Consider the following 24,292-nt stretch of genomic DNA (forward strand, 5'->3'; position numbering starts at 1 on the left):
AGGCTACTTATAACCCAGAATAATGACAAGCGTATTGAGCAGAAGAATTTAACGCGGTTTGCGATGAATATACGCGGCAGGATCGACCGTACGGCCATTTTTGTAAACTTCAAAGTGAACATGAGGTCCGGTAGAACGCCCGGTACTCCCCATAATGGCAATAACGTCACCTTTGCGCACAATATCGCCAACTTTAACTTTCAGCTCTTTACAGTGCGCATAACGGGTTTTGTAGCCATTACCATGGTTGACCTCAACCAGATTGCCGTAGCCATAACGTGGCGCTGACCAGGTCACAACACCGGCGGCAACGGAAACGATATCCGATCCCATTTTACCGGCAAAATCCACCCCGGCATGCCAGGCGAGGCGACCGGTAAAAGGATCACTGCGTTTGCCATAACGTGACGACATCCAGCCCTTGGTTATCGGCCGGCCGGCAACGAAGGTATCAGAGCTCAGCTTATTCGCCGACATCAGATCATCCAGCACTTCAAGCTGCTGTTCCCGGCTGTTGATACGTTCGGCTAACTGGTCCAGCACCTGGCTGATTTCCGGTGACTGATACGCCTCACCTAACACTCCGGGCCCGCCAATTGTGCCACCGGCCGCTAATTCAGGACCGCCGACAGCAGGTAACGCAGAAAAGTCGAATTCTTCCCCCTGCAGGTCAGAGACATCAACCAACCGCTCACCCAGAGCGTCCAGTCTTAATAACTTCGCTTGTAATTCCGCCAGCTTGAGCGTCAGGGCTTCCAGTTCCTGATCGGTTTGTTTGCGGATTTGCTGCAGCTCCTGACGCTGCATACTGAGATCCCGCTCCCAGGCTTTGGCAGCGTTCAGATCAAGGATACCTTCGTCGGCAAGTCGTTCAGCCAGCCAGTAGCCGGAAGCGCCCATCGCAAATGGCAATGCGAACAAAAAGCCCACAACCACTGCCTTAGCCGTGTTGCTAAGTGTGTATGTGCGGGACTCTCCGTGACGACGACCAACGATGATAATATTCATAAGGGCTCAAACAATACCGAGCTATAAGCTGAAAATCCAATTTTACTTTGCTTGTGCTGAACACAACAAAGGCCATAGAAGTATGGCCTTTGATTGCAGATTCTCCAGTGGAATCCTGTTTCTGTTAGTAACCGCGATTATCCCGCTGCGGCCGGGCGCATATAAGAAATCGGCGCACTGTCTTCGGTGAATTCAACGAATTCCCAGGCATCTTCCTGTGCCAGCAACTCGCGTAACAACTGGTTATTCAGACCATGGCCCGACTTATAACCAATAAACTCACCAATCAGGCTATGACCCAGCAGATACAGGTCACCGACAGCATCCAGAATTTTGTGCTTCACGAACTCATCGTCGTAACGCAGGCCATCTTCATTGACCACGCGATAGTCATCGACGACGATGGCATTCTTAACGCTGCCACCTAAAGCCAGGTTTTTAGAGCGCATGTATTCGATATCTTTCGTAAAACCGAAGGTACGGGCACGGCTGACTTCTTTAACATAAGAAGTCGAAGAAAAGTCGAGACTGGCTTTTTGTACGCTTTGTTTCATGACCGGATGGTCAAAGTCGATTTCGAAGCTGACCTTAAACCCTTCATAAGGCTGGAAGGTAGCAACTTTATCCCCTTCACGGACTTCAATTTTGCGCTTAATACGAATAAAACGTTTAGCCGCATCCTGCTCCGCCAGGCCGGCGGATTGAATCAGGAACACAAAGGGGCCGGAACTGCCATCCATAATAGGCACTTCCTGAGCACTCAGCTCAACAATGGCGTTATCAATACCCAAACCTGCCATTGCTGACAACAAGTGCTCTACCGTATCAACTTTGGCATGCTCTTTAACCAGGGTGGTCGACAAGGTGGTTTCACCCACACTCAATGCATTTGCCGGAATATCCACCACCGGATCCAGATCAACGCGACGAAACACGATACCACTATTGACCGGCCCAGGCTTAAGCGTCAGGTATACTTTTTCACCTGAATGCAAGCCAACGCCAGTTGCGCGGATCGTATTTTTTAGGGTTCGCTGTCGAATCATCTGGATTTTCCTGCCACTCTTGGGCATTTTTCAAACAATTTTTAAGATGGCGGGATTATAACAGCAAATTGCAAACCTGCCAGTACAGGTTTGCAATTCACTACATTTCTGTCCCACCTGGCTCAATCGGCCTGACGACGAAGGAAGGTTGGGATATCCATAATGCTGTCATAGTCCAGCTGCTCTTCAGGCTTTGGTTTTGCAACCGCACTGCCTTCAGAAGCGCTGACAGCGGTCGCCTGACGTTCAGGACGTTCCGTCTTCGCAGTATTATCGACCACCACTTTTGCTTCAGTGGCAGGCTGAGGAGCCGGCGCTTCTTCAGCACCTGCAGGTCCCAAACCCGTCGCCACGACAGTCACCCGCAGTTCGTCCGACATTTCCGGATCCATCACGGTACCAACAACCACAGTCGCGTTATCTGAAGCAAAATCTTCAATCACGCTGCCAACTTCGCTGAATTCACCCAAAGACAGGTCAAAGCCAGCCGTCACATTAACCAGAATGCCACGCGCCCCCTGCAGATCAATATCTTCCAGTAACGGGCTGCCGATGGCCTTTTCTGCTGCATCGCGGGCGCGATTTTCACCGGAAGCAATACCGGTTCCCATCATTGCCTGGCCCATTTCGGACATCACGGTACGTACGTCGGCGAAGTCGACGTTGATCATGCCCGGGCGGGTGATCAGATCAGCAATTCCCTGCACCGCACCCTGCAAAACGTCATTGGCTTCTTTAAAAGCATCCAGCAAAGTGGTGCCGCTGCCCATCACCGACAGTAATTTTTCGTTCGGGATAGTGATTAAGGAATCAACATTTTCTGCCAGCTGCTTCAGCCCCTGGTCAGCAATACTCATGCGCTTTTTGCCTTCAAACGGGAATGGTTTAGTGACAACGGCCACCGTCAGTATTCCCATCTCTTTAGCAACTTCAGCCACCACCGGTGCACCGCCGGTACCTGTACCACCGCCCATACCGGCCGTGATAAATACCATATCGGCACCTTCCAGTGCTTCGGCAATCCGTTCGCGATCTTCGATAGCTGCCTGACGGCCAACTTCCGGGTTCGCTCCGGCGCCTAAACCTTTGGTCAGGCCATTACCTAACTGAATAATCGAACGTGAACCAACATTACGCAGTGCCTGAGCGTCAGTGTTTGCACAAATAAAATCGACGCCATCAATATGGCCATCCACCATGTGCTGAACCGCGTTACCGCCGCCACCACCAACACCGATTACTTTAATCACGGCATTTTGCTGTAAGTCATCTGCTAGTTCGAACATATCCCCTTCTCTTTGTTGAGACATCGCATTATCTCCTTCCGCGCGCGCGATTAATATTTAATATTAAAAGTTGACTTTAATCCAATCTTTTATGCGGTAAAACGTGGATTTTTCATCATTTTCTCCCTGCTGCCGCAGGGCCTTATTTTCCTGTTGCTTCACCGCATGCAAAAGCAAGCCAACAGAGGTCGAATAAACCGGATTATTGATCACATCCGATAGCCCGGAAACTCCATGAGGGCGTGCCAACCGCACCGGCATATGGAAAATTTCCTCCGCCAGTTCCACCACACCTTCCATTTTTGCAGTACCGCCGGTTAAGACGATGCCGGCAGCGACCAGATCTTCGAATCCGCTGCGACGTAATTCGGACTGAATCAGAGTAAATAATTCGTCGTAACGCGGCTCAACCACTTCTGCCAGCGCCTGACGAGACAAATCCCGTGGCGGCCGGTCGCCAACACTCGGAACCTTGATGGTTTCATCCGCTTTCGCCAGTTGCGTCAGTGCGCAGGCGTATTTAATTTTAATTTTTTCTGCATGTTGCGTCGGCGTTCGTAATGCCATGGCAATATCGTTAGTCACCTGATCACCGGCAATCGGAATCACAGCGGTATGGCGAATTGCACCTTCGGTAAAAATAGCAATATCCGTTGTGCCGCCACCAATATCCACCACACAAACGCCCAGTTCCCGTTCGTCGTCGGTTAATACTGAATAGCTGGAAGCCAGTTGCTCCAGCACCAGGTCATCAACCTGCAAATCACAACGTTCGATACAACGCTCAATATTTTGCGCAGCATTAACGGCTCCGGTCACCAGGTGAACTTTCGCTTCCAGGCGCACACCCGACATACCAACCGGCTCACGAATCCCCTCCTGAAAATCGACCACATATTCCTGTGGCAGAACATGCAGAATTCGCTGATCCTGAGGTATTGCAACAGCCTGGGCCGCATCAATAACCCGTTCAATATCCATATGGGTTACTTCCCGATCACGTACCGCAACGATGCCATGAGAATTCATCGACTGAATATGACTGCCGGCAATTCCGGCATGCACCGAATGAATCCGGCAGCCGGCCATTAATTCGGCTTCTTCTACTGCGCGCTTGATCGACTGCACGGTGGAATCGATATTCACAACCACGCCTTTTTTCAGGCCATGACTCGGACTGCTTCCCAGACCAACCACTTCAATACTGCCGTCTTCGGCTACTTCACCCACTACAGCAACAATTTTTGACGTCCCTATATCCAGGCCAACGACCATATTTTTTTGCTGTACCTGACTCATGATTCCATCTCCCCGGGTGGATGCCAGTTAATTGCGGCACCCTTGCCATAGCGTAAATCGATGCCTGCCACCTGCTCTTGGGGCAGCGTTCTTAACAATAATCCCAACCGTCTCATACGTTCTTCAAAGTAATGGCGTCCAAAATTTACCGACCACTGGTTCGATAACAATACCCGGATTGAGCCGACATCAGAGACCTCCAGTTCGACAACTGACACGTCACTGCCTTGCAGCATCTGATGTAACCGCCGGTAATTGCGCATCGCACTTTCGGAGTACTGAGTATTGCCGCGCATACGAGCCAGATTGTCGCCACGAACGAATCCCGGTCGCGGCAACATTTCGCCGCCCAGTGTTAATAATTCATCGCCGTTCCAGATTGCCAGCGGGATGTCTTCATGCACCTGCAACCAGACCGTGCCGGGCCACTGTTTTTTTACTTTAACCACCTTCAGCAAAGGTAAATCGTTTATCTGATCGTATACCTGCTGCAAATCCGCTGAAAAAAAACTTTCCTGCTTCAACCAGGCAATCTGCTGGGCTATTTGCTGGGGTTGCCACAAGCTGAACTGACCCGTCACTTCAACGCTGTTAATCGGCCAGCTCTGGTAGACCCAGCGAACCGAAAAAAACAACCCGGCAATCACTAACGGCAGCATCAGCCAATACAGTGGTATACGCGGCAGACGCCACTGCCGCACCGGTTTTTCAACCAGTGGGGTGGCTCCGGAAAGATTGCCTTTTTTTGCCATAATTACCCCGGCTTCCTGCTACGGGCTTCGTGTAATAAGGTCACCACCAATTCAGCAAAACCGATCCCCATCGCCCGCGCTGCCATCGGCACCAGACTATGATCCGTCATCCCCGGACTGGTGTTAGCTTCCAATAACCAGAATTCACCACTGCCCTGATCCTGCATCACATCAATACGACCCCACCCGCGGCAATCAAGCAATTCAAAGGCTTTTAATGCCTGGGCCTGTAATTCGCGTTCTTTTTCTGGTGATAAGCCACAGGGTAATAAATACTGGGTGTCGTCAGCCGCGTATTTTGCCTCGTAGTCGTAAAATTCATGACTGGTTTTTAACTGAATAGCAGGCAATGCCTCACCATTCACAATTGCCACGGTAAATTCACCGCCACTGACCCAGGCTTCCGCCAGCACCATGGCGTCAAACTGCACCGCATATTCAAAACTCTGACGTAACTCATCAGCACTATGTACACGTCGCATCCCAATGCTGGATCCTTCGCGTGCGGGTTTTACAATGGCATTAAAATTCAGATCTGCGATGACCTTTTGCCAATCACAATTCTGATCCAGCAATACGGCTTTCGGGGTATTTAATCCGGCAGCCTGCCAAACCAGTTTAGTACGCCATTTATCCATCGCTAACGCCGATGCCATTACACCACTACCGGTATAAGGTTTATTCAGCCATTCCAGCACACCCTGAATCGTGCCATCTTCACCACCGCGTCCATGCAACGCAATAAACGCCACATCAAAATCAGCCTCTGTCAGCTGTGCAATTGCATGACCCTGAATATCGATCGCCTGAACATCCGCGCCAACACTTTGCAAGGCATTAAACACCGCACGTCCACTGTTCAGCGAGACCTCACGTTCGGCCGAATTACCGCCCATTAAAACAGCAATTTTTCCCAGTTCGGTTACCGTCATGATGGCTCCCCGCTTTGTGCCAGCCATTGCGGTAAATCCTGCGTCAGCTGAATGGCAAGCGCACCGATATCACCAGCCCCCTGGGTTAATAACAAATCACCGGGTTGTAAAACATTTTTTAACGGCTGCTGTAACGATTCATCACGACCAATAAATACCGGATCGACGGCACCGCGCTGACGAATCGAGCCACATAAGGCACGACCGTCCGCACCGGCAATCGGCTTTTCTCCGGCCGGATACACATCCATTAATAACAACACATCGGCCTGGGATAACACCCGGACAAAATCTTCATATAAATCCCGGGTACGACTGAACCGGTGCGGCTGAAACAACATCACCAGGCGACGATCAGGAAAACCATTACGAATCGCTTCCAGCGTCACTTCCAGCTCACGCGGATGATGACCATAATCATCAACCAACATGACATTGCCATCGGCCAGTGGAAATTCACCACAGACCTGGAAGCGACGTCCAACACCGGCGAACTTTTCCAGCGCAGACTGAATCGCACTGTCTTCAACGCCTTCGTCATCAGCCACTGCAATCGCCGCCAGGGCATTCAGGACATTATGTTTACCAGGCATACGCAGGCGAATTTCAAGATCGGATTTATCGCCAATACGTTTCACAATAAACCGGGTATACATACCGTCCTGGGTCAGATCGACCGCGCGGTAATCGGCATCTTCGGAAAAACCATAAGTGACAAACTGACGTCCCAGGCGCGGTAATACTGAGCGAACGTTATCGTCGTCGACACACAATACCGCCAGACCGTAGAACGGCAGGTTATGTAAAAACTCGACAAAGGTGTCTTTCAGTTTTTCAAAATCTCCACCATAGGTATCCATATGATCGGCATCAATGTTGGTAACAATCGAGACCATCGGTTGCAGATGTAAAAAGCTGGCATCACTTTCATCGGCTTCCGCCACCAGGTAACGACTGCCACCTAACCGGGCATTGGTGCCGGCACTGTTCAGCTTGCCACCAATCACAAAGGTCGGGTCAAAATTTCCTTCCGCCAGGATAGACGTCACCATACTGGTGGTTGTGGTTTTGCCATGCGTTCCGGCAACGGCAATCCCGTGGCGAAAACGCATCAGCTCAGCCAGCATTTCTGCGCGCCGCACAATAGGAACACGGCGCTCGATCGCCGCCTGTATTTCCGGATTGGTTTCATCGATCGCAGTCGACACGACCAGTACATCAGCGGCTTCAACATTGTCACTTTCGTGGCCGATAAATACTTTGGCACCCATATTGGTCAGGCGCTCTGTCGCCGCGCTCTGACGCAGATCCGAACCGGAAACCTGATAGCCCTGATTCAGTAATACCTCGGCAATACCACACATACCAACACCGCCGATGCCAACAAAATGAATACAACGGATACGACGCATTTCCGGTATCAGATGTGTCAGTGTATTTGCTTTAAGACCCACAACTTAATCTCTCAATCTGTTCTGCCACCAAACGGGTAGCATCCGGCATCGCTAACTTACGAGCCTTGACGGCCATCTGTTGCAACACCTCACGGTTCTCTGAAAAAAACTGCCATTGCCCGGCCAGCCACTGCGGTGTTAATTCAGCCTGCGGGCAAATAATGGCGGCCTGACGACTGGCTAAATATTCAGCATTGGCGGTCTGATGATCGTCAACTGCATGCGGAAAAGGAACAAAAATGGCGGCTTTTCCGGCTGCTGCCACTTCCGAGACAGTTAATGCACCGGAACGACACAGCACTAAATCAGCCCATTCATAGGCCGCCGCCATATCATCAATAAATGCCGTTACCCGTGCTTCAACTCCCGCATTCTGATACGCCTGATTTAACGCATCATAATTACGCTTCCCGGCCTGATGCCATAACTGTGGACGCTGCTGAACCGGCAAGGCTGCCATCGCCTGTTGCACACTATTATTCAGCGCCACCGCCCCAAGACTGCCACCAATTACCAGTACCCGCAGTGGCTGCTGCAGCCGTTCAGCCGGCGCCACGGCAAACACCTCGGGACGCACCGGGTTACCGGTAACCAAAGCTCCGGGCAATGCTCCGGGAAAAGCCTGCATAGAAAAGGTCGCTATTTTATGCAGTAATTTATTGGTCATCCCCGGGTAGGCATTCTGTTCGTGTATCAGCAACGGAATACCCAGCGAACGTGCCGCCACCCCACCCGGACCGGTAGCATATCCCCCCATACCTAATACAGCTTTGGGGCGGATTTTTTTTAGAATGTTACGCGCCTGTAATATCGCTTTGCTGATACGCAGCGGTGCGCTTAACAAACCGAGTTTACCCTTACCGCGCAATCCGGCGATGTCGATACAATGCAGTGGATAACCGGCCTGTGGTACCAGATCTTTTTCGATACCCGCCGCCGTTCCCAGCCAATGAATCTGATAACCGCGCTGTTGCATTTCCGCTGCAACCGCCAGTGCCGGGAAAACATGTCCTCCCGTACCACCGGCCATAAACAGAATGACATCAGACATCCGACACCTCCGGATTCAATTCTGCGCTGGCGCTGCTCTTGACGCGACTTTTGCGGCCGGCGACCGGTTTTTCCGGCTCACTTTCTATGGAAGGATGGCGCGTTTCGTAAGAAACACGCATAACAATCCCAACCATGGCACAACATACCAATAAGCTGCTGCCACCATAACTGTAAAACGGCAGCGTCAGACCTTTTGTCGGCAACAAGCCTGTATTAACGCCGAGATTAATAATCATCTGTAACGCCAGCAGACTACCAATACCGATAGCAACATAAGCACCATAAGCCTGACCTACCCGCTGAGCCTTCCAGGCGGTGCGCCAGATAAAACCAACCATCACACTTAATAGGGTTAATGCGATTAAACCACCGAATAAACCCGTTTCTTCTGCCCAGATAGCAAACACAAAATCGGTATGCGCTTCTGGTAAATAAAATAATTTCTGCACACTTTCACCCAGTCCCACACCAAACCAGTCGCCCCGGCCAAACGCAATTAATGACTGCGTCAGCTGGTAGCCGGTACCATACACATGCTCTGGCGACCAGGGGTCAAGATATGCAAGTAAACGTTCCATTCGGTAAGTTTCAGCGGTTAAAACAAAACCGCTGATGATTAAAGTGCCGATTAACAACAGGAAAAACTGTCCGGCTTTTACTCCACCTAAAAACAGCTGTACCAGAGCAGCACCCATCAGCACCACCACCGCACCAAAATCCGGCTCCAGCAATAACAGCATAACCATCAGCCCCAGCACCACAAACGGCATGAGGAATCCTTTCCAGTGTTGCTGGACTTCATTTTTACGCCGCACCAGATAACCGGATATATAAAAAACAGCTGCTAATTTAGCGATTTCCGATGCCTGTACTTTAATAATGCCCAGGTTCAGCCAGCGCTGGCTGCCATTTACTTCGTGGCCAATCCCCGGAGCGAACACCAGACCCAGCGCCAGAAAAGCCGCCAACAACAGTTTCAGTTCAAACCGGCTCCACCAGCTCAGTGGAATCTGGCTAACCATCATGGTGGCAACAATTCCCAACAGCAGATACGCCGCGTGACGAATAGCAAAATAATATTCGTTACCGGTGTAATATTCGGCGATACCCGTCGATGCTGACGCCACCATCACCCAACCAAGAAACAACAAGCCTAACCAGGGAATAAACAAACTGTCTTTTAATTGCCAGTTAAACCGCTGGCTCAGATGATTCAGCGATAGTTCAGACATAACTGACCTCCGCATCTTTCACCAGCTGACAGAAATATTCACCACGAACGGCGTAATTTTTAAATTGATCGAAGCTGGCACAGGCCGGCGATAACAAAATAACATCACCCGGTTGTGCCGCTTTTAACGCCAGACCAAACGCCTGGTCCAGCGTATTCACAACCCGGGTTTTACAACCCTGTAAATCTTCAGCAATGGCACTGGCATCACGACCGAACAACAACACTTCAGCGACAAACTGCTGACACGGCTTAACCAGGTCGTTAAAGCTCTGGTCTTTATCAACTCCCCCGGCTAACAACCAGATTTTTCCATCGGCGTGACCCAGGCCATTAATGGCTGCCAGGGTAGAGCCGACATTCGTGCCTTTAGAATCGTTATAACAATCAACGCCGTTAATATTGGCGACCCACTGACAACGGTGTGCCAGACCTGCAAACTGACGAACGGCTTCCAGCCCATCACGCCAGTTGATATTCAGCTGAGGGGCTGCAGCCGCCACCAGCGCCAGCGCCGCCATTACATTAGCGAGATTGTGACGACCTTTAATTTTAATATCTGTCGCACTTAATAACGGCTCACCGGCATAACAGATCCAGTCCTGACCATCCTGCTGTAATAAACCAAAGGCCTGTTGCCCGGCGTTTGTTTGTTCACCAAAAGACCACTGCGATAACTCCTGTTGTGGCTGGCTTGCCTGGTCATCGCGATTCACTACCGCAGCCGCCGCCTGCTGAAAAATACGCTGTTTCGCCGCCAGATAATCCGCCATCCCGCTATAACGATCCATATGATCTTCACTGAGATTGAGAATCGTGGCAGCACAGGCACCCAGGTCGGTGGTGGTTTCCAGCTGAAAACTGGATAACTCCAGCACATAGACATCAGCCGCTGAATCCAGAGTTAAATCCAAAGCGGGTAAACCGATATTGCCACCCACTAACGCTTTTAAGCCGCAGGCATTCAGGATATCGCCGACCAGCGTGGTTACCGTGCTTTTACCATTAGAACCTGTGATGGCAATAACCGGCTTTTTCACAGACTGCTTAAACAGCTGAATATCACCACTGATTGTTACCCCAGCAGCAATTGCCTGCTGTATTGCCGGCTCCGACAAAGCAACACCGGGACTGACGATCAATTCATCGTAAGACGCTAATAACTCGCCCTGCAGCGGACCACAAACAACCCGGCTGTGACTGAACTCCTGCTGTACACTGCTCAGATTGGTCGGTTGCTCACGACTGTCGCACAAATCAAACGACCAGCCCTGGCGCTGACAAAAACGCGCACAGGACAGGCCGGACATGCCCAGCCCGACAATCATGCGTTTTAACCTGGCGTTTTTATCAGTCGTCATGTGTTGTTCCATATTACATTCAGCGGATTTTCAGCGTAGCCAGGCCAATCAGCACCAGAATGATGGTGATGATCCAGAAGCGTACGATCACTCTGGGTTCCGGCCAGCCTTTTAATTCATAATGATGATGCAGCGGTGCCATGCGGAAAATCCGTTTGCCTGTCAGTTTGAACGAGGCCACCTGCAGAATGACCGACACCGTTTCTGCGACAAAAATACCGCCCATGATGAACAGGATAATTTCCTGACGCACAATCACGGCAACCACACCTAACGCAGCCCCGAGAGCCAGTGAACCAACATCCCCCATAAATACCTGGGCCGGATAGGTGTTAAACCACAGGAAACCAATTCCGGCGCCGACAATCGCAGCACAAAACACCACCAGTTCACCGGCACCGGCGATATAAGGAATGTGCAGGTAATCGGCAAAATTCACATGCCCCGCCAGATACGCACACACACCCAGTGCCGCGGCAACCATTACCGTTGGCATAATCGCCAGACCATCCAGGCCATCCGTCAGATTAACCGCATTACTGGAACCGACGATGACAAAATAGGTCAGCACAATAAACATCAGCCCCAGCTGTGGCATAACGTCTTTAATAAAAGGCACTACCAGCTGGGTTTCCTGTGGACTCTGGGCACTGTAAAACAGGTAGCCGGCGGCAATTAATGCAAATAGCGATTGCCAGAAATATTTCCAGCGGCCGGGTAAACCGCGGGAGTTTTTTTCCACCACTTTGCGGTAATCATCGACCCAGCCGATCGCACCAAAAAACAGGGTCACCAGTAATACGACCCAGACGAAACGATTTTCCAGGTTCCCCCACAGCAACGTGCTGATTGCAATGGACAATAAGATCAGCACCCCGCCCATGGTTGGCGTACCGGCTTTACTCAGGTGTGACTTTGGCCCGACCTCACGAATAGCCTGACCAATCTGATATTGCCGTAATTTACGAATCACCAACGGCCCCAACAGCAACGACACCATTAATGCGGTAATTACCGACAAAATAGCCCGCAGCGTCAGGTAATTCACCACGCCAAAGCCGGATTGAAATTGTGCTAACCAGTCACCTAGCCATAGCAACATATCAGTTTTCCTCTTCCCCAATAGGCACCACGGACTGCAAAGCCTTAACCACTTTATCCATTCCCGCACTGCGCGACCCTTTTACCAGCAGCACGTCGTCTGCCCGGGTCTGTTGTTGTAAATAACGGACCAGCTCGTCACGTTGTGAAAACCAGATTCCCTGGTCACCAAAAGCAGCCACACTGTTTTTTGTTTTCGTGCCGGTAGCTACCAGGTGTTGTATTCCCTGCTCTCTGGCGTATCGCCCGATATCGTGGTGAATTGTATCGGCTTCCTTACCCAGCTCGGCCATATCGCCCAATATCAGCCAGCTGTTTTCAGCCGCGGCCAACACGTCAATTGCAGCCCGTACCGATGCCGGGCTGGCGTTGTAACTGTCATCGAGAATACGCTGACCGACGGCTCCATCGCACCAGCGTAAACGTCCGGCAAACGCTTCTGCTGTCTGCAGGCCGTCAATAATGTTACCGACCGGCATATTCACTGCCAGCGCCGCAGCAACCACAGCCAATGCATTGCGGACATTGTGCTCGCCCAATAACGGTAAAAATACCTCGTGAACGCCCTCAGCAGTTTGCAGGCTGAAATGGCAGCCCTGTAAATCGGTGTGAATCTGTCCGGCACGGACATCGGCATTGGCACTCAGGCCGAAGGTCATAATATTCAGCTTGCGGGTCTGGGCCCGGGCAAGCCAGACAGGAAAAAACGCATCATCGGCATTCAATACCGCTGTACCACCTGGCTGAATAAAATCGATTAACTCGCCTTTGGTTTGTACGATGCCTTCCAGGCTGCCAAAGCCATCGAGGTGGGCAGCGCTGGCATTGGTGATAATGCCAACCTGTGGTTCAACAAACTGAGCCGTATACGCAATTTCGCTTAAACCACTGGCGCCGAGTTCAATCACGGCTGCCTGATGTTCCGGCTGCAGCGCCAGCAAGGTCAGCGGCACACCAATGTGATTATTCAGATTCCCCTGAGTCATCCAGGTGTTGTATTGCTGCGATAACACATTGGCCATTATTTGTTTAACACTGGTTTTTCCGGCGCTGCCGGTTACGGCAACCACAGGACCAGCGAACTGACGGCGCTGCCAGCGGGCAATGTCACCCAGTGCCGCTAAGCAGTCAGACACCTGCAACAGCGGTAAACCGCTCAGTCCGGCTAACACCTCGTCATCCGGTATTTCATCGACCAGCGCAGCCGCCGCCCCGGCATCACGCACCTGGGGTAAAAAATCATGGCCGTTAAAACGCTCACCTTTTAACGGTACGTATAATTCACCCGGCTTAATGCTGCGGCTGTCGGTCGACACCCCCACACAATGAAAATCAACCTCTGAGGTGAGCCAGTGAGCTGAGGTCAGTTCGCTTAATTGCGATAGCGCCAGCGTGTTAAGCATGCTGACCTCCGGCCTTGCTGAACCCCAGTAACATCAGTACTTCGGCATCACTGAAATCGTGTTTAACTGCGCCAATTTCCTGATAATTTTCATGCCCTTTACCAGCCACAACAATCAGTCCGGCGTCGCTGTCACAGGCCTGAATAATCGCCTCACGACGGCTATGACAACAATGAAACACCTCACTGCCGGGTGCTTGTAACACATCGTTAAATATCTGCTGAGGGTCTTCACTGCGTGGGTTGTCATCGGTCAGCCAGACCTGTGCGCCGCTGGCCAGTGCCGCAGCGGCCATGTGTGGCCGTTTACCGCGGTCGCGATCACCACCACAACCAAACACCAGTGCCCGGCTTGCAGCGACATTACGTACCGCGTGCATCACGTTATGCAAGGCATCGGCGGTATGGGCAAAATCCACAACCGCCAGCTGACGCCGGCCATTCACCTCACGCTGATACAATTCCATACGGCCATCAACGGCTTGCAGGCGGCTTGCTGCACCAATCAGTGCAGTAAAATCCAGCCCCTGTAAACACAACACCGCAATCGCCGCTACGGCATTGGCGACATTAAAATCACCAATTAACGGTAACCGTAATTCGCCACTGCCCCACGGGGTCGACAATAAGGTCGTCAGCCAGCCATCACGATACTCCGGCGTCTGATAACACACGTCGGCATCGTCGGCCTGACCATAGCTGTAGCGGACTGCCTGAACCCGGTTGTCCTGCAACAAGCGCCGGCCGTAGTCGTCATCCACATTAATTAACGCCTGCTGCAATGGATAATCGCGGAATAACCGGGCTTTAGCGTCAAAATAGCCTTCCATATCACCGTGATAATCGAGGTGATCCTGGGTCAGATTGGTCATCACGGCCGTGGTAAATGACAAACCGGCAATACGTTGCTGATCGATACCATGCGAAGACACCTCCATCGCCACGGTACTGACCTGTTGTTGCTGCATCACCGTTAACGATTGCAAAATCACCGATAAATCCGGCGTGGTGTTACGGGTCGGCTGCAGTTCTGGCCAGATGCCATTACCCAACGTGCCAATCAGGCCCGCAGACTGCTGTAATAACGTCGCCAGCTGAGCGATATACTGAGTGACCGAACTTTTACCGTTGGTGCCGGTAACGGCAATCAGCGCCAGACTGTCAGCCAGCGGATAACGCCGCAACAACCAGCTGTTCAATTGCTGTGGCAGATCGCTGCAGAAAAACAGCGGCACTCCGGCACCACCACATTCAAACCCCAGTGGCCCTTCCGCCAGCACCGCTGCCGCACCATTCGCCAGAGCGGCATCAATATGTTCACGGCCATCGCCACGACTACCGCGCCGGGCAATAAAAAGATCCCCCGGCAATACATCGCGACTGTCGATGCGGATGTCGTTTATTTCACGATCCCACTCCGGTGGAATATAAGGGTTACCCTCAGTCAGCACAGACAACTTCATACTGCACCTCCTTTTCTCGATGGGCGGTTTTGTTTCACCGTCAGCTTTTCAACACTGCTATCGTCGGGAGCGACCTGACGCAGTCGCAATGCCTGCTCCATAATGCGGGAGAACACCGGAGCCGCCACCTCGCCACCGTAATATTCACGCCCCTGCGGACGATCGACCACCACCACCAGCACCAGCTCGGGGTCTGACACAGGTGCCAGTCCGGCAAATACCGCGGTGTATTCCGAATCTTCATACCCCGCGCTGCCAACCGTGTGCGAGGTGCCGGTTTTTCCACCGACCCGATAGCCTTTTACCCGGGCACGACGGCCGGTGCCGCGTGGCCCGGTCACGGTTTCCAGCATTGCCAGCACCCGGCTTGCAGTCGCGGCCTTCATCACCCGCTGACAAGGAGCACTCTGTTCAGCCGCTTCCTGCATCAACAGCCGCACCGGTTGCCGGCAGCCCTGCTGACTGAAGCTGGTGTAGGCCTGAGCCAGCTGTAACGGTGTTAATGACAGGCCATAGCCATAAGACATGGTTGCCAGGCGCAGTTCATCCATTTGTTCCGGATACGGCAAGCTGCCCACCGCTTCGCCCGGGAAGCCCAGCACCGAAGCCGTGCCCATGCCGGCATCATGGAAAAAACGCCAGATGTTTTCAGCGCCCAGGTCGTGTGCCAGTTTGGTAACACCGACATTAGAGGATTTGGTGATAATGCCGGTGACATCCAGCTTGCCGTAGTTACGGTGATCGCGGATGGTTTTGTACTTAACCCGCATATAACCCGGGCTGGTATCCACCACGGTGCCAGGGCTGTAACGGCCACTATCGAGGGCTGCGGCAACGGTAAACGGCTTCATCGTGGAACCTGGCTCAATCAGGTCTGCCAGCGCCCGGTTACGCATATTTTCGGCTTTCAGCTGGGCGCGGTTATTAGGGTTGTAAGACGGCTGATTAACCAGTGCCAGCACCTCGCCGTTACGGGCATCCAGTAACACCGCCGAGCCGGCTTTAGCATTATGTGAAGTCACCGCTGCTTTTAGTTCCCGGTAAGCCAGATACTGCAACCGTAAATCCAGCGTCAGATGCAGGTCCTGTCCTGGTTGCGGGACGTCACTCACCTGCAACTGCTTCACCACATTGCCATACAGGTCTTTCACCACCTGACGTGAACCTTCGTGGCCACTGAGGTAATCGTTAAACGCCAGCTCCAGACCTTCCTGACCTTTTCCGTCAATATTGACAATACCCAGCGTGTGAGCGGCCACTTCAGCGGCAGGATAATAGCGGCGGAAATCGTCATCGCCGTACACACCACTGACTCCCAGGTTCAGAATCCGTTGTGCCAGCTCAGGTTCAACCTGACGCTTGAGATAAATAAAAGAGCGGCCCTGACTGGCCGCTCGCTCAACTTTGCGCTGCAACGTCCGGGTATTCAGCTGCAGCGACTTAGCCACCGCCGGCAGCTGCTGCAGATTCACCTGTTGCGGATTGAGCCATAAGGTCACTACCGGAGTACTGACTGCCAGTGGCCGGCCATGACGGTCGAGGATTTTACCCCGGCTGGCCGGCTGAACCTCAGAGCGCACGGTCCGTTTTTCTCCCTGTTCGAACAGGAAAGTTTGCTCCACCGTATGCAACATAACCAGACGCACCAGCACCGCCAGTAACAACGCAGCAAACGCCACCATCACCAGCGCAAAGCGCCAGCGGGCAATTCCGCTTGTTGTCTGTGGCTGACGTGTCATGGTTGTAGTACCTGTATGTCGTTGGCTTCGGTCATATTCAGTTGTTTGCGGGCACGCTGATCAATCCGGCCATGGGCCGTCAGCGTGCTGATTTCCAGCAATAGCCGGGTATGTTCCTGCATCAGCCGCAAGCGCTGACTGTCCAGTTGCTGCCACTGACTGAGCAGGCTGCGATGCTGATGCACCTGGGCTACCTGAATGGCAGCACTGATCATCACCAGCAGCCATAACAGCAACGCCAACCACGGCCGCCAGTGTGGCCAGCACCCCGGGTTCATCTGGCCAGCCGCTCAGCGACCCGCAATACCGCACTGCGTGAGCGGGCATTACGATCGATTTCTTCTTTACCCGGCATAATGGCTTTACCCACCCGCTTCATGGTTTTGCCCAGCTGATCGTCGGTCAGTGGAATCCCCACGGGTACGTCTTTGCCCTTTTCCTGAGCACGGATAAAACGCTTCACCATCCGGTCTTCCAGCGAATGGAAACTGATCACCGCCAGGTGACCACCACTGCTGAGCAGCTCCACCGACTCAGATAACACATTCTCCAGATCGCCCAGCTCGTTATTTACCGCAATCCGGATCGCCTGAAAGGCCCGGGTGGCCGGGTGTTTATGACGCTCCCAGTTCGGATTGGCCGCTTTCACAATTTCCGCCAGCCGCAGGGTGGTGGTAATCGGCTCCTCCTGCTGAGCTTTGACCAGCCAGTTAGCGATACGCTTGGCATAACGTTCTTCGCCGTATTCCTTCAACACCCGGGCGATTTCTTTTTCCGGGGTTTGCGCCAGCCATTGCGCAGCACTGAGCCCGGCATCCGGATTCATGCGCATATCCAACGGACCATCACGCAAAAAGCTGAAACCCCGTTCAGCATCATCGAGCTGAGGAGATGACACTCCCAGATCGAGCAAAATGCCATCCACCTGTGAAATACCTAAGCGCGCTAATTCGGTTTTCATCTCGGCGAAACTGGCCTGCACAATCTGAAAGCGACTATCCTCCTGCTCTAACTCTTTGCCCGACCGGATCGCCAGCGGGTCTTTGTCAAAACCAATCAGGCGCCCCTGAGCGGACAATTTGCTTAACAACAGACGGCTGTGGCCACCACGGCCAAAGGTACCGTCTACATACACACCATCCGGATCCGTCAGACAGCCATCAACCGTCTCCTGCAGCAACACGGTGGTGTGTAAAAAATCTTCTAGGTTCATAGCGACAAGCTCTGTAATTCATCCGGTAACTGATCGGGCTGGCTCACCATGTCGAGGTAGTCATCGCGGCGGCTTTGCCACAACGTCTTGCTCCACAACTCCAGTTTTTTGCCCTGGCCAATCAAAACGCTTTCTTTTTCTAAACCGGCGTATTCCCGCAAAGGTTGCGGTAACAGCACTCGCCCGCTGCCATCCAGCTCCAGATCGGTTGCATGGCCAATCAGCAGGCGCTGAATACGACGGGCAACCGGGTTAAAGCTGGGTAAGGCTTCAATTTTCTGCTGGATTTCTTCCCATTCGTTAACGGGATAAATCAACAAACATCGCTCTTCGGTATCAATGGTGGCCACCAAACGGGCGCCACAGAGCTCAGCCAGCGGTTCCCGGTATTTAGTCGGGATCGCCAGACGCCCTTTAGCATCCAGATTGATCGTATGTAGCCCCCGAAACATTGCGCAGTGTCCCGTAGATGTCGTTGTTATTGATAGTGAGTACTAACCGTCCCTGTGGTTTCGACACTCCCGGTCAAAACTCCACAATTCCCCACTATCATCCACTACGCCACACTATAGAAACCACCTATGCCTTTTGCAACCCGCCAGACAGGCCGTTTACCAAGAATTTTGCGTTATTTCACAATGACTTAGCCAGGTGGGAGAAAGCGGTGGGAAATAGTGGCAAATAAAACTCCAGCCAGCAGTTTTATCTAGCCTTCAAAGTTAAAGTAATTTATGAGGTTGGTATTCACTAACATCACAAATGAAAAAAATTGCGATGAAAAGTAAACACTAACTTCCAGAACATAAGTTCAGTAAGCGGGCACTCACATTTATCCGGCTTGACTGATAAAAACCGTGATAAATCAGCCCCCTCGCCGTAAAGATTAAAAAACCGCAAAGTCGTATGCCGCAGCACTGCACTCTGGTTTATGATGCGCGCTGATTTGTCCTCTAGCCGATTTATTGAAACCCTATGACCATTACCGACATTCAGGCGGCGTCGCAAAAGCTGCGCGATAACAAACTGTTCGAGCTGTTCGTGGTTGCCATCATCATCCTGTCAGCCCTGTTGATTGGTGCCAAAACCTACCCGATACCACAGGCAGTGATGCAGGCAGTGACCTGGCTCGACGTCGGCATCACAGTGATTTTTCTGTTTGAGATTGTGGTGCGTTTTATCGCAGAACCCAATAAGCGGCGGTTTTTCCACAATGGCTGGAATGTATTCGATACCTTAGTGGTGGTGGTCAGCCTGGTGCCGATCGAAGACAGTGAGATGGCGCTGGTTGGCCGGCTGGTGCGGATATTCCGGGTATTACGGATGGTGTCGATCATTCCAGAGCTGCGCACCCTGCTCAACTCACTGCTACGGGCCTTGCCGCAACTGGGTTATGTCTTGCTGCTGATGTTTATCATCTTCTACATTTATGCCGCGGTCGGTGCCACCTTCTTTGCCAGTATCAATCCGGATTTGTGGGGCGACATCTCGATTTCGCTGTTAACCCTGTTCCGGGTGATGACCTTCGAGGACTGGACCGATGTTATGTACGAAACCATGGGCACCTACCCGCTGTCGTGGATTTATTACCTCACCTTTATCTTCCTGACCGCGTTCGCGTTTCTGAACATGGTGATTGGCATCGTGGTCAATGTACTGGAAGATGAACATGCCCGCGAACGGGCCGAGCAGGAAGAAGCCGAAGGTAAAATCACTCTGGAAGATCTGCAGGCCGAAATCCGCGAGCTCAAACAACTGATCCGCGAACAACAAAAGAACAATACACCATGAACACCCTGCCAACCTCACGACCCGTATTACAACAGCTGCTGCTTATCACACTACTGGCCGTCAGCAATCTCAGCTGGGGCTTCAGTTACACGCTGGAAATTACCGGGCAGCAGATTCAGCAAAAAGTAGACACCCTGATGCCACTGCAAAAGAAAAAGCTGTTTTTTACCGTGACCCTCAGCAATGCCCGGGTCGAACTGACAGAAGGCCAGCAACCGATCAGCCTGTTCAGCGAAATCACACTGGAAGCGCCGAACAATATCCGTGCGACCGGCCGGGCCACCATCAGCGGCAACCTCAGTTATAACGCTCAGCAAGGTGCGTTTTATCTGCATAATCCGGTAATCCGCCAACTGGAGATTGATCAGCTCGACCCCGGGCTGCTGCCAACAGTCAAACAACTGGCACAAAACGCCGCCAGCCAGACACTGGCCAAACGCCCGGTGTACCAGCTGGACGACCAGGACCTGAAACAAAAACTGGCAAAGACCATGCTGAAATCGATACGGGTTGAAAATCAGCTGATCAAAGCCGAACTCAGCGCGTTCTGATACCCGCTTACGAAGCGCTGAGTGTCGAAGGGGATATACGTAATTTTGTCATCGGCGGCCTGGGTGTACGATAAGCCGCCAGCCTCATTAATACCTGCGGGTTATTATCGAGCTGCTTCTGCGCCAGTTTAAATGGCCGGCGCAGGTGCTTTTTCAGATAACGGCACGCCTCGGCAGCCGAAATCTGTTTTAACCGGCAGAACAACGCCAGGATAAACACGTTATCAAATTCAGTTAATGCCGGCTGGCGGTTAGCCAGGGCATTATAACAACTGCCACAACCACCACGAATGGTATAACTGGAGTTTGCCAGCAATACGCCAAAGCCCATAAAACCAGCCAGCAATTCACTCGCTTCAGCAAACAATGCCTGCCCGCCGGGTGGCAACACCCCTCGTTGTATAACCAGATGCTGCGCCATCACATGGGCATAACTGGCAGCCATATCTTCCGGCTTTAATGTTTGTTGTGGATTATAAAAGACCGGCAACGGCTGCAGACTGCTCTGCTCAGTTAGCTCAGCAGCAACACTGGAGTCTCTGCTGACATCACGCAGCTCCGGCTGTGATGCCGGAGCAAGCAGGCAATCCGGCTGACGCTGTAGTTGCTGAGTCGATACCAGCTGCAGCGGCCAGTGCGATAGCCCGGCATAACGCTGACTGTGATGAAAGATATTAGTCGCTTTTTCCGCCACGCTGGACACCCGCCCGGGAAAAAACGTGTTACTGGGCTGAATCAGCACCGTCCGGTTAAAAAATTCGCCGGCATCAAAATATTGCAGCGCCCAGCCAAAGGTCGCCACGATCCAGTCGGCACTGGCCTGATCCAACAAAGGTTTTGCTTTAAATACACTCAGCACTGACGAGAACCTTATCATCATTTATCCGGCCGGGATTGCAAGCCGGTGCAGTGATTGTTAGTGTCCGGAAAATACCGACGCAGCGTTATTATCACAGGAAATTTTCATGTCAATTTTACAAATCCTGGCCATGATCATGGCCGTTCTCGCCATTATTGTTCTGCCTGGCGTATTATTTATACACCTAGCCGTCAGCTTCAGAAAGCAGCTGACCACACTGCATGCAAACCTGTTAGCCGTTACCGCCAGCTGCGTGGTGTTACTATCTACCAGCAAAATTGTAAACGTCGCTTTACCCATGATCTACCGCGATCCACAAGCATTTGCTGAACTGGCGCAGATTTCATATGTCGTACAGGAAGCCTTATATTTCCTGTTACTGGCCAGCGTGATTCCGGTGCTGTACAAGCTGAAGCAGTTAACCGCAGCGTCATCATAAGCCTGCAAGTCCGCTCCTCAATGCGACATTGACCAGTCAGGCATTGCCAGATGAAGCCATCAACGACTGAGCACTCAACGGTTATAAGCTTTGGCGGGCAATAACAATCAACAGGCCGATAAACAACCAGAGCAGGATTTCAAACAGCAGAATGTTCTTTTTTTGCATAACCCCCTCACTGGGCTGTTTTTCAGCATATTCTGCTCAGTGTTGCCACATCAGTGAGACGACAATATACAAAGGAGACAGCATAAAATCGAGCGCCGAATGGGTGTAACACACCACCATTAACTGGTGGCGGCTGATCTGAGAGTGATCTGTAACATGCACTGAAGATTGACGGCGCTGTGCATTCCCCATAAGAGCGAACAATCACAATGCCAATGGAGCATTAAATCTCAATCTGATTGGACTCTTCTAAATAGCTCATCTATTTTATCAGAACCATAAAATGGGCTTAGTTTTATGAAATACGTAACATAGCCACCATTTATAAGAATGCATTCAGAAATATCCTTCAAATTTTTATTACCTCGCCAATCTTCCAGCTCTATATGATTAAAATCTACTCCACTTGCTCTCAACTTAGAGGCTAACAAGCTGTTTTTGTTGGCATAAGCGGATGACATGTCACTATCAATTGGCTCTCGATATGCCAAGTAGTAATAATTAAAAATTACGATACTATGGCCAAAGCTAAGCAGTGAAACATCAGCACGATCCCTTGCCACCTGAAATTGACAAGTCACACCAAGACTATAAAAATAGTCATAACCCTCATCTTCCGATTCATTCCAATCAGGAAATATTTCTTCAATTCTATTAATAAGAACATGAGACCTGTAAAAATTAAGGTAAAGAAAAATTCCAAGATAAAATATCAACAAAAACAACAAAAATAGCAATGTAAAATTTAAATCCATTCAACTAACATCCTGAGTCTTTTTTGACAACGTCCATCATCAGCTTCGCAACCGTAGAAGCAACAGATTGAATTATATTAGAAACAAGAAATCCAATAACACCCGCACCCACGGAGATCAACGAGATTAGAATTGATAAAACCAGATCAATTATTGATGCGATTGTTCCGAAAACAATGCCAACCCCACCAAAAAATTTACCTAAATATTTAAATATAGCAGAGGCTTTTTTTCCTGCTTGCTGCTTTTCCTGAAACCCAAAGATAAACCCAGACAAGTTGAAAAAAAGATCTGAGATGCTAAATACCAAATCTCCCCCATTCTCCCCACCACCGATCTTATACGCCCCAGCCCCGGTCTGAGGATCAAGGATAATATACCCAAACTGGCTACTTCCATAAAAATTTACAGGCCGCTCGTGTGTGGTGATTTCCATGCCTGCGATAGCTGAGTTTCTTATTTCGGTGATAATATCGATAGGCAAACTCAGATTAGATATCGCAAACTCAACATTTTCTGAGGTAATGGTCCAGATCTTCTGGCCCTCAGCGCCAGCGATCTGCAGGGCTTTCACCGCACTGATGCCGCTTGCTGGGTTCTCTTCGGTGCTGAACATCTGTTCGGGTACTAAGTGCTCCATCGCTGACATCCGTGCGCCTTGAGCCTGATTGTAGGCAAGGAATTTTTCGGTGTCGTTTGATTCTTCAACCTGGTAGTTCATCATCAGGTCAACGTCCATGGTCAGACCACCCAGTTCAACGTTACGTGGGACACCGTACCAGTACAGAGGGGTCACCTTGGTTTTGAACTGCCCATAGCTGGGAGCACGATAACTGATCATGCCTGCGCTTTTGGACTGAAGACTGTCTTGCAGGTTATTCAGTGCCATGTAGCCGAGCATGGTGACGTATAGCGTGTCACCAACCAGACCTTGTTTGGTGAGGGCGTCGTAGTTTTCAGTTTCAATATTGGTCTGTGTGGCTTCTAGGCTTTGTTTTAGTTGTTCTACCCGTCCTTAGGATACGCCCTGAAGGTCGAGCGCGTAGGCCTGATATTCACCAGCAATGGGCTCATTGCGGCTGGTGTTCCAGCCGCGGCCAGGCTCCCAATATCCGGTTTCGGTGAGAAGCTCCGTGCCCATGGCCATCGCTGTCGTTGTTTTTACAACATCACCTCCAATTTTAAATTCGCCAATCCGGTTGATCAGGTAGCCCGGTAAAGTATCCGGAATATATTCAGGATTAATCTCACCATTTTCGTCAGGCTCCGGAAGTCTACTGGCAATCACGGCTTCGTCATCTTCGGTCGCGGGCAAGTAAGATAGTGAGAGTGCCTTTCCTGCTAGTTCAACCATGGCCTTACCACACAGAATTAGGAGCCGCTAGGCTGCCT

24 protein-coding genes are annotated in these 24,292 nt (G+C 51.4%); 3 read left to right on the forward strand and 21 right to left on the reverse strand.

Translation table 11 applies throughout. The features are described 5' to 3' along the window. Window positions 1-48: 48 nt before the first annotated feature. The 17 genes from ACFOMG_RS13645 to mraZ form a co-directional block, all read right to left on the reverse strand. Window positions 49-930: a M23 family metallopeptidase gene (locus ACFOMG_RS13645; protein ID WP_376867370.1), complete on the reverse strand. Its 882-nt coding sequence runs from the start codon at window positions 928-930 to the stop codon at window positions 49-51. A gap of 215 nt (window positions 931-1,145) precedes the next feature. Further along, window positions 1,146-2,054 (reverse strand): UDP-3-O-acyl-N-acetylglucosamine deacetylase, encoded by a 909-nt coding sequence (gene lpxC / locus ACFOMG_RS13650; protein ID WP_376867371.1) that lies wholly within the window; start codon window positions 2,052-2,054, stop codon window positions 1,146-1,148. Between the two features lie 122 nt (window positions 2,055-2,176). Beyond that, complete coding sequence (gene ftsZ / locus ACFOMG_RS13655; RefSeq protein ID WP_376867373.1) at window positions 2,177-3,340, reverse strand: cell division protein FtsZ; 1,164 nt, start codon at window positions 3,338-3,340, stop codon at window positions 2,177-2,179. Between the two features lie 63 nt (window positions 3,341-3,403). Beyond that, the gene (ftsA, locus tag ACFOMG_RS13660) at window positions 3,404-4,639 is read right to left on the reverse strand and encodes a cell division protein FtsA (RefSeq protein ID WP_376867375.1); all 1,236 of its coding nucleotides are present in this window, start codon (window positions 4,637-4,639) and stop codon (window positions 3,404-3,406) included. Further along, complete coding sequence (locus ACFOMG_RS13665) at window positions 4,636-5,391, reverse strand: cell division protein FtsQ/DivIB (RefSeq protein ID WP_376867377.1); 756 nt, start codon at window positions 5,389-5,391, stop codon at window positions 4,636-4,638. The genes ftsA and ACFOMG_RS13665 overlap by 4 nt, the downstream gene beginning before the upstream one ends. Window positions 5,392-5,393: 2 nt before the next feature. Further along, on the reverse strand, window positions 5,394-6,350 hold the full coding sequence (locus tag ACFOMG_RS13670) for a D-alanine--D-alanine ligase (protein ID WP_376867378.1): 957 nt from the start codon (window positions 6,348-6,350) through the stop codon (window positions 5,394-5,396). After that, entirely contained in the window at window positions 6,320-7,735 is a 1,416-nt protein-coding gene (gene murC, locus ACFOMG_RS13675; RefSeq protein ID WP_376867501.1) for a UDP-N-acetylmuramate--L-alanine ligase, read from the reverse strand. Before murC ends, ACFOMG_RS13670 begins: the two co-directional genes overlap by 31 nt. A gap of 31 nt (window positions 7,736-7,766) precedes the next feature. Continuing rightward, complete coding sequence (gene murG, locus ACFOMG_RS13680; protein ID WP_376867380.1) at window positions 7,767-8,828, reverse strand: undecaprenyldiphospho-muramoylpentapeptide beta-N-acetylglucosaminyltransferase; 1,062 nt, start codon at window positions 8,826-8,828, stop codon at window positions 7,767-7,769. After that, entirely contained in the window at window positions 8,821-10,062 is a 1,242-nt protein-coding gene (gene ftsW, locus ACFOMG_RS13685; protein ID WP_376867382.1) for a putative lipid II flippase FtsW, read from the reverse strand. The genes murG and ftsW overlap by 8 nt, the downstream gene beginning before the upstream one ends. Beyond that, window positions 10,055-11,422 (reverse strand): UDP-N-acetylmuramoyl-L-alanine--D-glutamate ligase, encoded by a 1,368-nt coding sequence (gene murD, locus ACFOMG_RS13690; RefSeq protein WP_376867384.1) that lies wholly within the window; start codon window positions 11,420-11,422, stop codon window positions 10,055-10,057. The genes ftsW and murD overlap by 8 nt, the downstream gene beginning before the upstream one ends. Before the next feature lie 19 nt (window positions 11,423-11,441). Next, window positions 11,442-12,524 carry a phospho-N-acetylmuramoyl-pentapeptide-transferase gene (mraY, locus tag ACFOMG_RS13695; RefSeq protein ID WP_376867385.1) on the reverse strand — a complete coding sequence of 361 codons (1,083 nt, stop codon included), beginning with the start codon at window positions 12,522-12,524 and terminating at the stop codon, window positions 11,442-11,444. A gap of 1 nt (window position 12,525) precedes the next feature. Then, window positions 12,526-13,926 carry a UDP-N-acetylmuramoyl-tripeptide--D-alanyl-D-alanine ligase gene (locus ACFOMG_RS13700; RefSeq protein ID WP_376867387.1) on the reverse strand — a complete coding sequence of 467 codons (1,401 nt, stop codon included), beginning with the start codon at window positions 13,924-13,926 and terminating at the stop codon, window positions 12,526-12,528. Then, window positions 13,919-15,388 carry a UDP-N-acetylmuramoyl-L-alanyl-D-glutamate--2,6-diaminopimelate ligase gene (locus ACFOMG_RS13705; RefSeq protein WP_376867389.1) on the reverse strand — a complete coding sequence of 490 codons (1,470 nt, stop codon included), beginning with the start codon at window positions 15,386-15,388 and terminating at the stop codon, window positions 13,919-13,921. The genes ACFOMG_RS13700 and ACFOMG_RS13705 overlap by 8 nt, the downstream gene beginning before the upstream one ends. Then, window positions 15,385-17,127: a peptidoglycan D,D-transpeptidase FtsI family protein gene (locus tag ACFOMG_RS13710; protein ID WP_376867391.1), complete on the reverse strand. Its 1,743-nt coding sequence runs from the start codon at window positions 17,125-17,127 to the stop codon at window positions 15,385-15,387. The genes ACFOMG_RS13705 and ACFOMG_RS13710 overlap by 4 nt, the downstream gene beginning before the upstream one ends. After that, the gene (gene ftsL, locus ACFOMG_RS13715) at window positions 17,124-17,405 is read right to left on the reverse strand and encodes a cell division protein FtsL (RefSeq protein WP_376867392.1); all 282 of its coding nucleotides are present in this window, start codon (window positions 17,403-17,405) and stop codon (window positions 17,124-17,126) included. The genes ACFOMG_RS13710 and ftsL overlap by 4 nt, the downstream gene beginning before the upstream one ends. Then, entirely contained in the window at window positions 17,402-18,340 is a 939-nt protein-coding gene (rsmH, locus tag ACFOMG_RS13720; RefSeq protein WP_376867394.1) for a 16S rRNA (cytosine(1402)-N(4))-methyltransferase RsmH, read from the reverse strand. The genes ftsL and rsmH overlap by 4 nt, the downstream gene beginning before the upstream one ends. Further along, the gene (gene mraZ / locus ACFOMG_RS13725) at window positions 18,337-18,792 is read right to left on the reverse strand and encodes a division/cell wall cluster transcriptional repressor MraZ (RefSeq protein ID WP_376867395.1); all 456 of its coding nucleotides are present in this window, start codon (window positions 18,790-18,792) and stop codon (window positions 18,337-18,339) included. The genes rsmH and mraZ overlap by 4 nt, the downstream gene beginning before the upstream one ends. A 520-nt stretch (window positions 18,793-19,312) precedes the next feature. Between mraZ and ACFOMG_RS13730 the strand changes: the two genes are divergently transcribed. Beyond that, the gene (locus tag ACFOMG_RS13730) at window positions 19,313-20,128 is read left to right on the forward strand and encodes an ion transporter (RefSeq protein WP_376867396.1); all 816 of its coding nucleotides are present in this window, start codon (window positions 19,313-19,315) and stop codon (window positions 20,126-20,128) included. Then, window positions 20,125-20,679, forward strand: coding sequence for a DUF1439 domain-containing protein (locus ACFOMG_RS13735; RefSeq protein ID WP_376867397.1), 555 nt, complete (start codon window positions 20,125-20,127; stop codon window positions 20,677-20,679). Before ACFOMG_RS13730 ends, ACFOMG_RS13735 begins: the two co-directional genes overlap by 4 nt. Before the next feature lie 7 nt (window positions 20,680-20,686). Here ACFOMG_RS13735 and ACFOMG_RS13740 read toward each other — a convergent pair whose 3' ends face one another. Beyond that, a complete protein-coding gene (locus ACFOMG_RS13740; protein ID WP_376867398.1) occupies window positions 20,687-21,559 on the reverse strand; it encodes a hypothetical protein in 873 nt (290 codons plus the stop codon). An 85-nt stretch (window positions 21,560-21,644) separates the two neighbouring features. Here ACFOMG_RS13740 and ACFOMG_RS13745 point away from each other — a divergent pair, with 85 nt between their 5' ends. Further along, window positions 21,645-21,977: a hypothetical protein gene (locus ACFOMG_RS13745; RefSeq protein WP_376867399.1), complete on the forward strand. Its 333-nt coding sequence runs from the start codon at window positions 21,645-21,647 to the stop codon at window positions 21,975-21,977. Window positions 21,978-22,375: 398 nt separating this feature from the next. Here ACFOMG_RS13745 and ACFOMG_RS13750 read toward each other — a convergent pair whose 3' ends face one another. From ACFOMG_RS13750 to ACFOMG_RS13760, 3 genes are all read right to left on the reverse strand, one after another. Continuing rightward, a complete protein-coding gene (locus ACFOMG_RS13750) occupies window positions 22,376-22,900 on the reverse strand; it encodes a hypothetical protein (protein WP_376867400.1) in 525 nt (174 codons plus the stop codon). A gap of 4 nt (window positions 22,901-22,904) precedes the next feature. Further along, on the reverse strand, window positions 22,905-23,789 hold the full coding sequence (locus ACFOMG_RS13755) for a hypothetical protein (RefSeq protein WP_376867403.1): 885 nt from the start codon (window positions 23,787-23,789) through the stop codon (window positions 22,905-22,907). Window positions 23,790-23,915: 126 nt separating this feature from the next. Beyond that, window positions 23,916-24,254 (reverse strand): hypothetical protein, encoded by a 339-nt coding sequence (locus ACFOMG_RS13760; protein WP_376867405.1) that lies wholly within the window; start codon window positions 24,252-24,254, stop codon window positions 23,916-23,918. Window positions 24,255-24,292: the final 38 nt, after the last annotated feature.

Source organism: Bacterioplanoides pacificum, assembly GCF_042648445.1.
GTDB classification, from domain to species: domain Bacteria; phylum Pseudomonadota; class Gammaproteobacteria; order Pseudomonadales; family Oceanobacteraceae; genus Bacterioplanoides; species Bacterioplanoides pacificum.

Coding starts and splice junctions, on each gene's coding strand:
- lpxC (WP_376867371.1), bottom strand. CDS start 2,054: ATGATTCGACAGCGAACCCTAAAAAATACGATCCGCGCAACTGGCGTT.
- ftsZ (WP_376867373.1), bottom strand. CDS start 3,340: ATGTTCGAACTAGCAGATGACTTACAGCAAAATGCCGTGATTAAAGTA.
- ftsA (WP_376867375.1), bottom strand. CDS start 4,639: ATGAGTCAGGTACAGCAAAAAAATATGGTCGTTGGCCTGGATATAGGG.
- ACFOMG_RS13665 (WP_376867377.1), bottom strand. CDS start 5,391: ATGGCAAAAAAAGGCAATCTTTCCGGAGCCACCCCACTGGTTGAAAAA.
- ACFOMG_RS13670 (WP_376867378.1), bottom strand. CDS start 6,350: ATGGCTGGCACAAAGCGGGGAGCCATCATGACGGTAACCGAACTGGGA.
- murC (WP_376867501.1), bottom strand. CDS start 7,735: ATGCGTCGTATCCGTTGTATTCATTTTGTTGGCATCGGCGGTGTTGGT.
- murG (WP_376867380.1), bottom strand. CDS start 8,828: ATGTCTGATGTCATTCTGTTTATGGCCGGTGGTACGGGAGGACATGTT.
- ftsW (WP_376867382.1), bottom strand. CDS start 10,062: ATGTCTGAACTATCGCTGAATCATCTGAGCCAGCGGTTTAACTGGCAA.
- murD (WP_376867384.1), bottom strand. CDS start 11,422: ATGACGACTGATAAAAACGCCAGGTTAAAACGCATGATTGTCGGGCTG.
- mraY (WP_376867385.1), bottom strand. CDS start 12,524: ATGTTGCTATGGCTAGGTGACTGGTTAGCACAATTTCAATCCGGCTTT.
- ACFOMG_RS13700 (WP_376867387.1), bottom strand. CDS start 13,926: ATGCTTAACACGCTGGCGCTATCGCAATTAAGCGAACTGACCTCAGCT.
- ACFOMG_RS13705 (WP_376867389.1), bottom strand. CDS start 15,388: ATGAAGTTGTCTGTGCTGACTGAGGGTAACCCTTATATTCCACCGGAG.
- ACFOMG_RS13710 (WP_376867391.1), bottom strand. CDS start 17,127: ATGACACGTCAGCCACAGACAACAAGCGGAATTGCCCGCTGGCGCTTT.
- ftsL (WP_376867392.1), bottom strand. CDS start 17,405: ATGAACCCGGGGTGCTGGCCACACTGGCGGCCGTGGTTGGCGTTGCTG.
- rsmH (WP_376867394.1), bottom strand. CDS start 18,340: ATGAACCTAGAAGATTTTTTACACACCACCGTGTTGCTGCAGGAGACG.
- mraZ (WP_376867395.1), bottom strand. CDS start 18,792: ATGTTTCGGGGGCTACATACGATCAATCTGGATGCTAAAGGGCGTCTG.
- ACFOMG_RS13730 (WP_376867396.1), top strand. CDS start 19,313: ATGACCATTACCGACATTCAGGCGGCGTCGCAAAAGCTGCGCGATAAC.
- ACFOMG_RS13735 (WP_376867397.1), top strand. CDS start 20,125: ATGAACACCCTGCCAACCTCACGACCCGTATTACAACAGCTGCTGCTT.
- ACFOMG_RS13740 (WP_376867398.1), bottom strand. CDS start 21,559: ATGATGATAAGGTTCTCGTCAGTGCTGAGTGTATTTAAAGCAAAACCT.
- ACFOMG_RS13745 (WP_376867399.1), top strand. CDS start 21,645: ATGTCAATTTTACAAATCCTGGCCATGATCATGGCCGTTCTCGCCATT.
- ACFOMG_RS13750 (WP_376867400.1), bottom strand. CDS start 22,900: ATGGATTTAAATTTTACATTGCTATTTTTGTTGTTTTTGTTGATATTT.
- ACFOMG_RS13755 (WP_376867403.1), bottom strand. CDS start 23,789: ATGGCACTGAATAACCTGCAAGACAGTCTTCAGTCCAAAAGCGCAGGC.
- ACFOMG_RS13760 (WP_376867405.1), bottom strand. CDS start 24,254: ATGGTTGAACTAGCAGGAAAGGCACTCTCACTATCTTACTTGCCCGCG.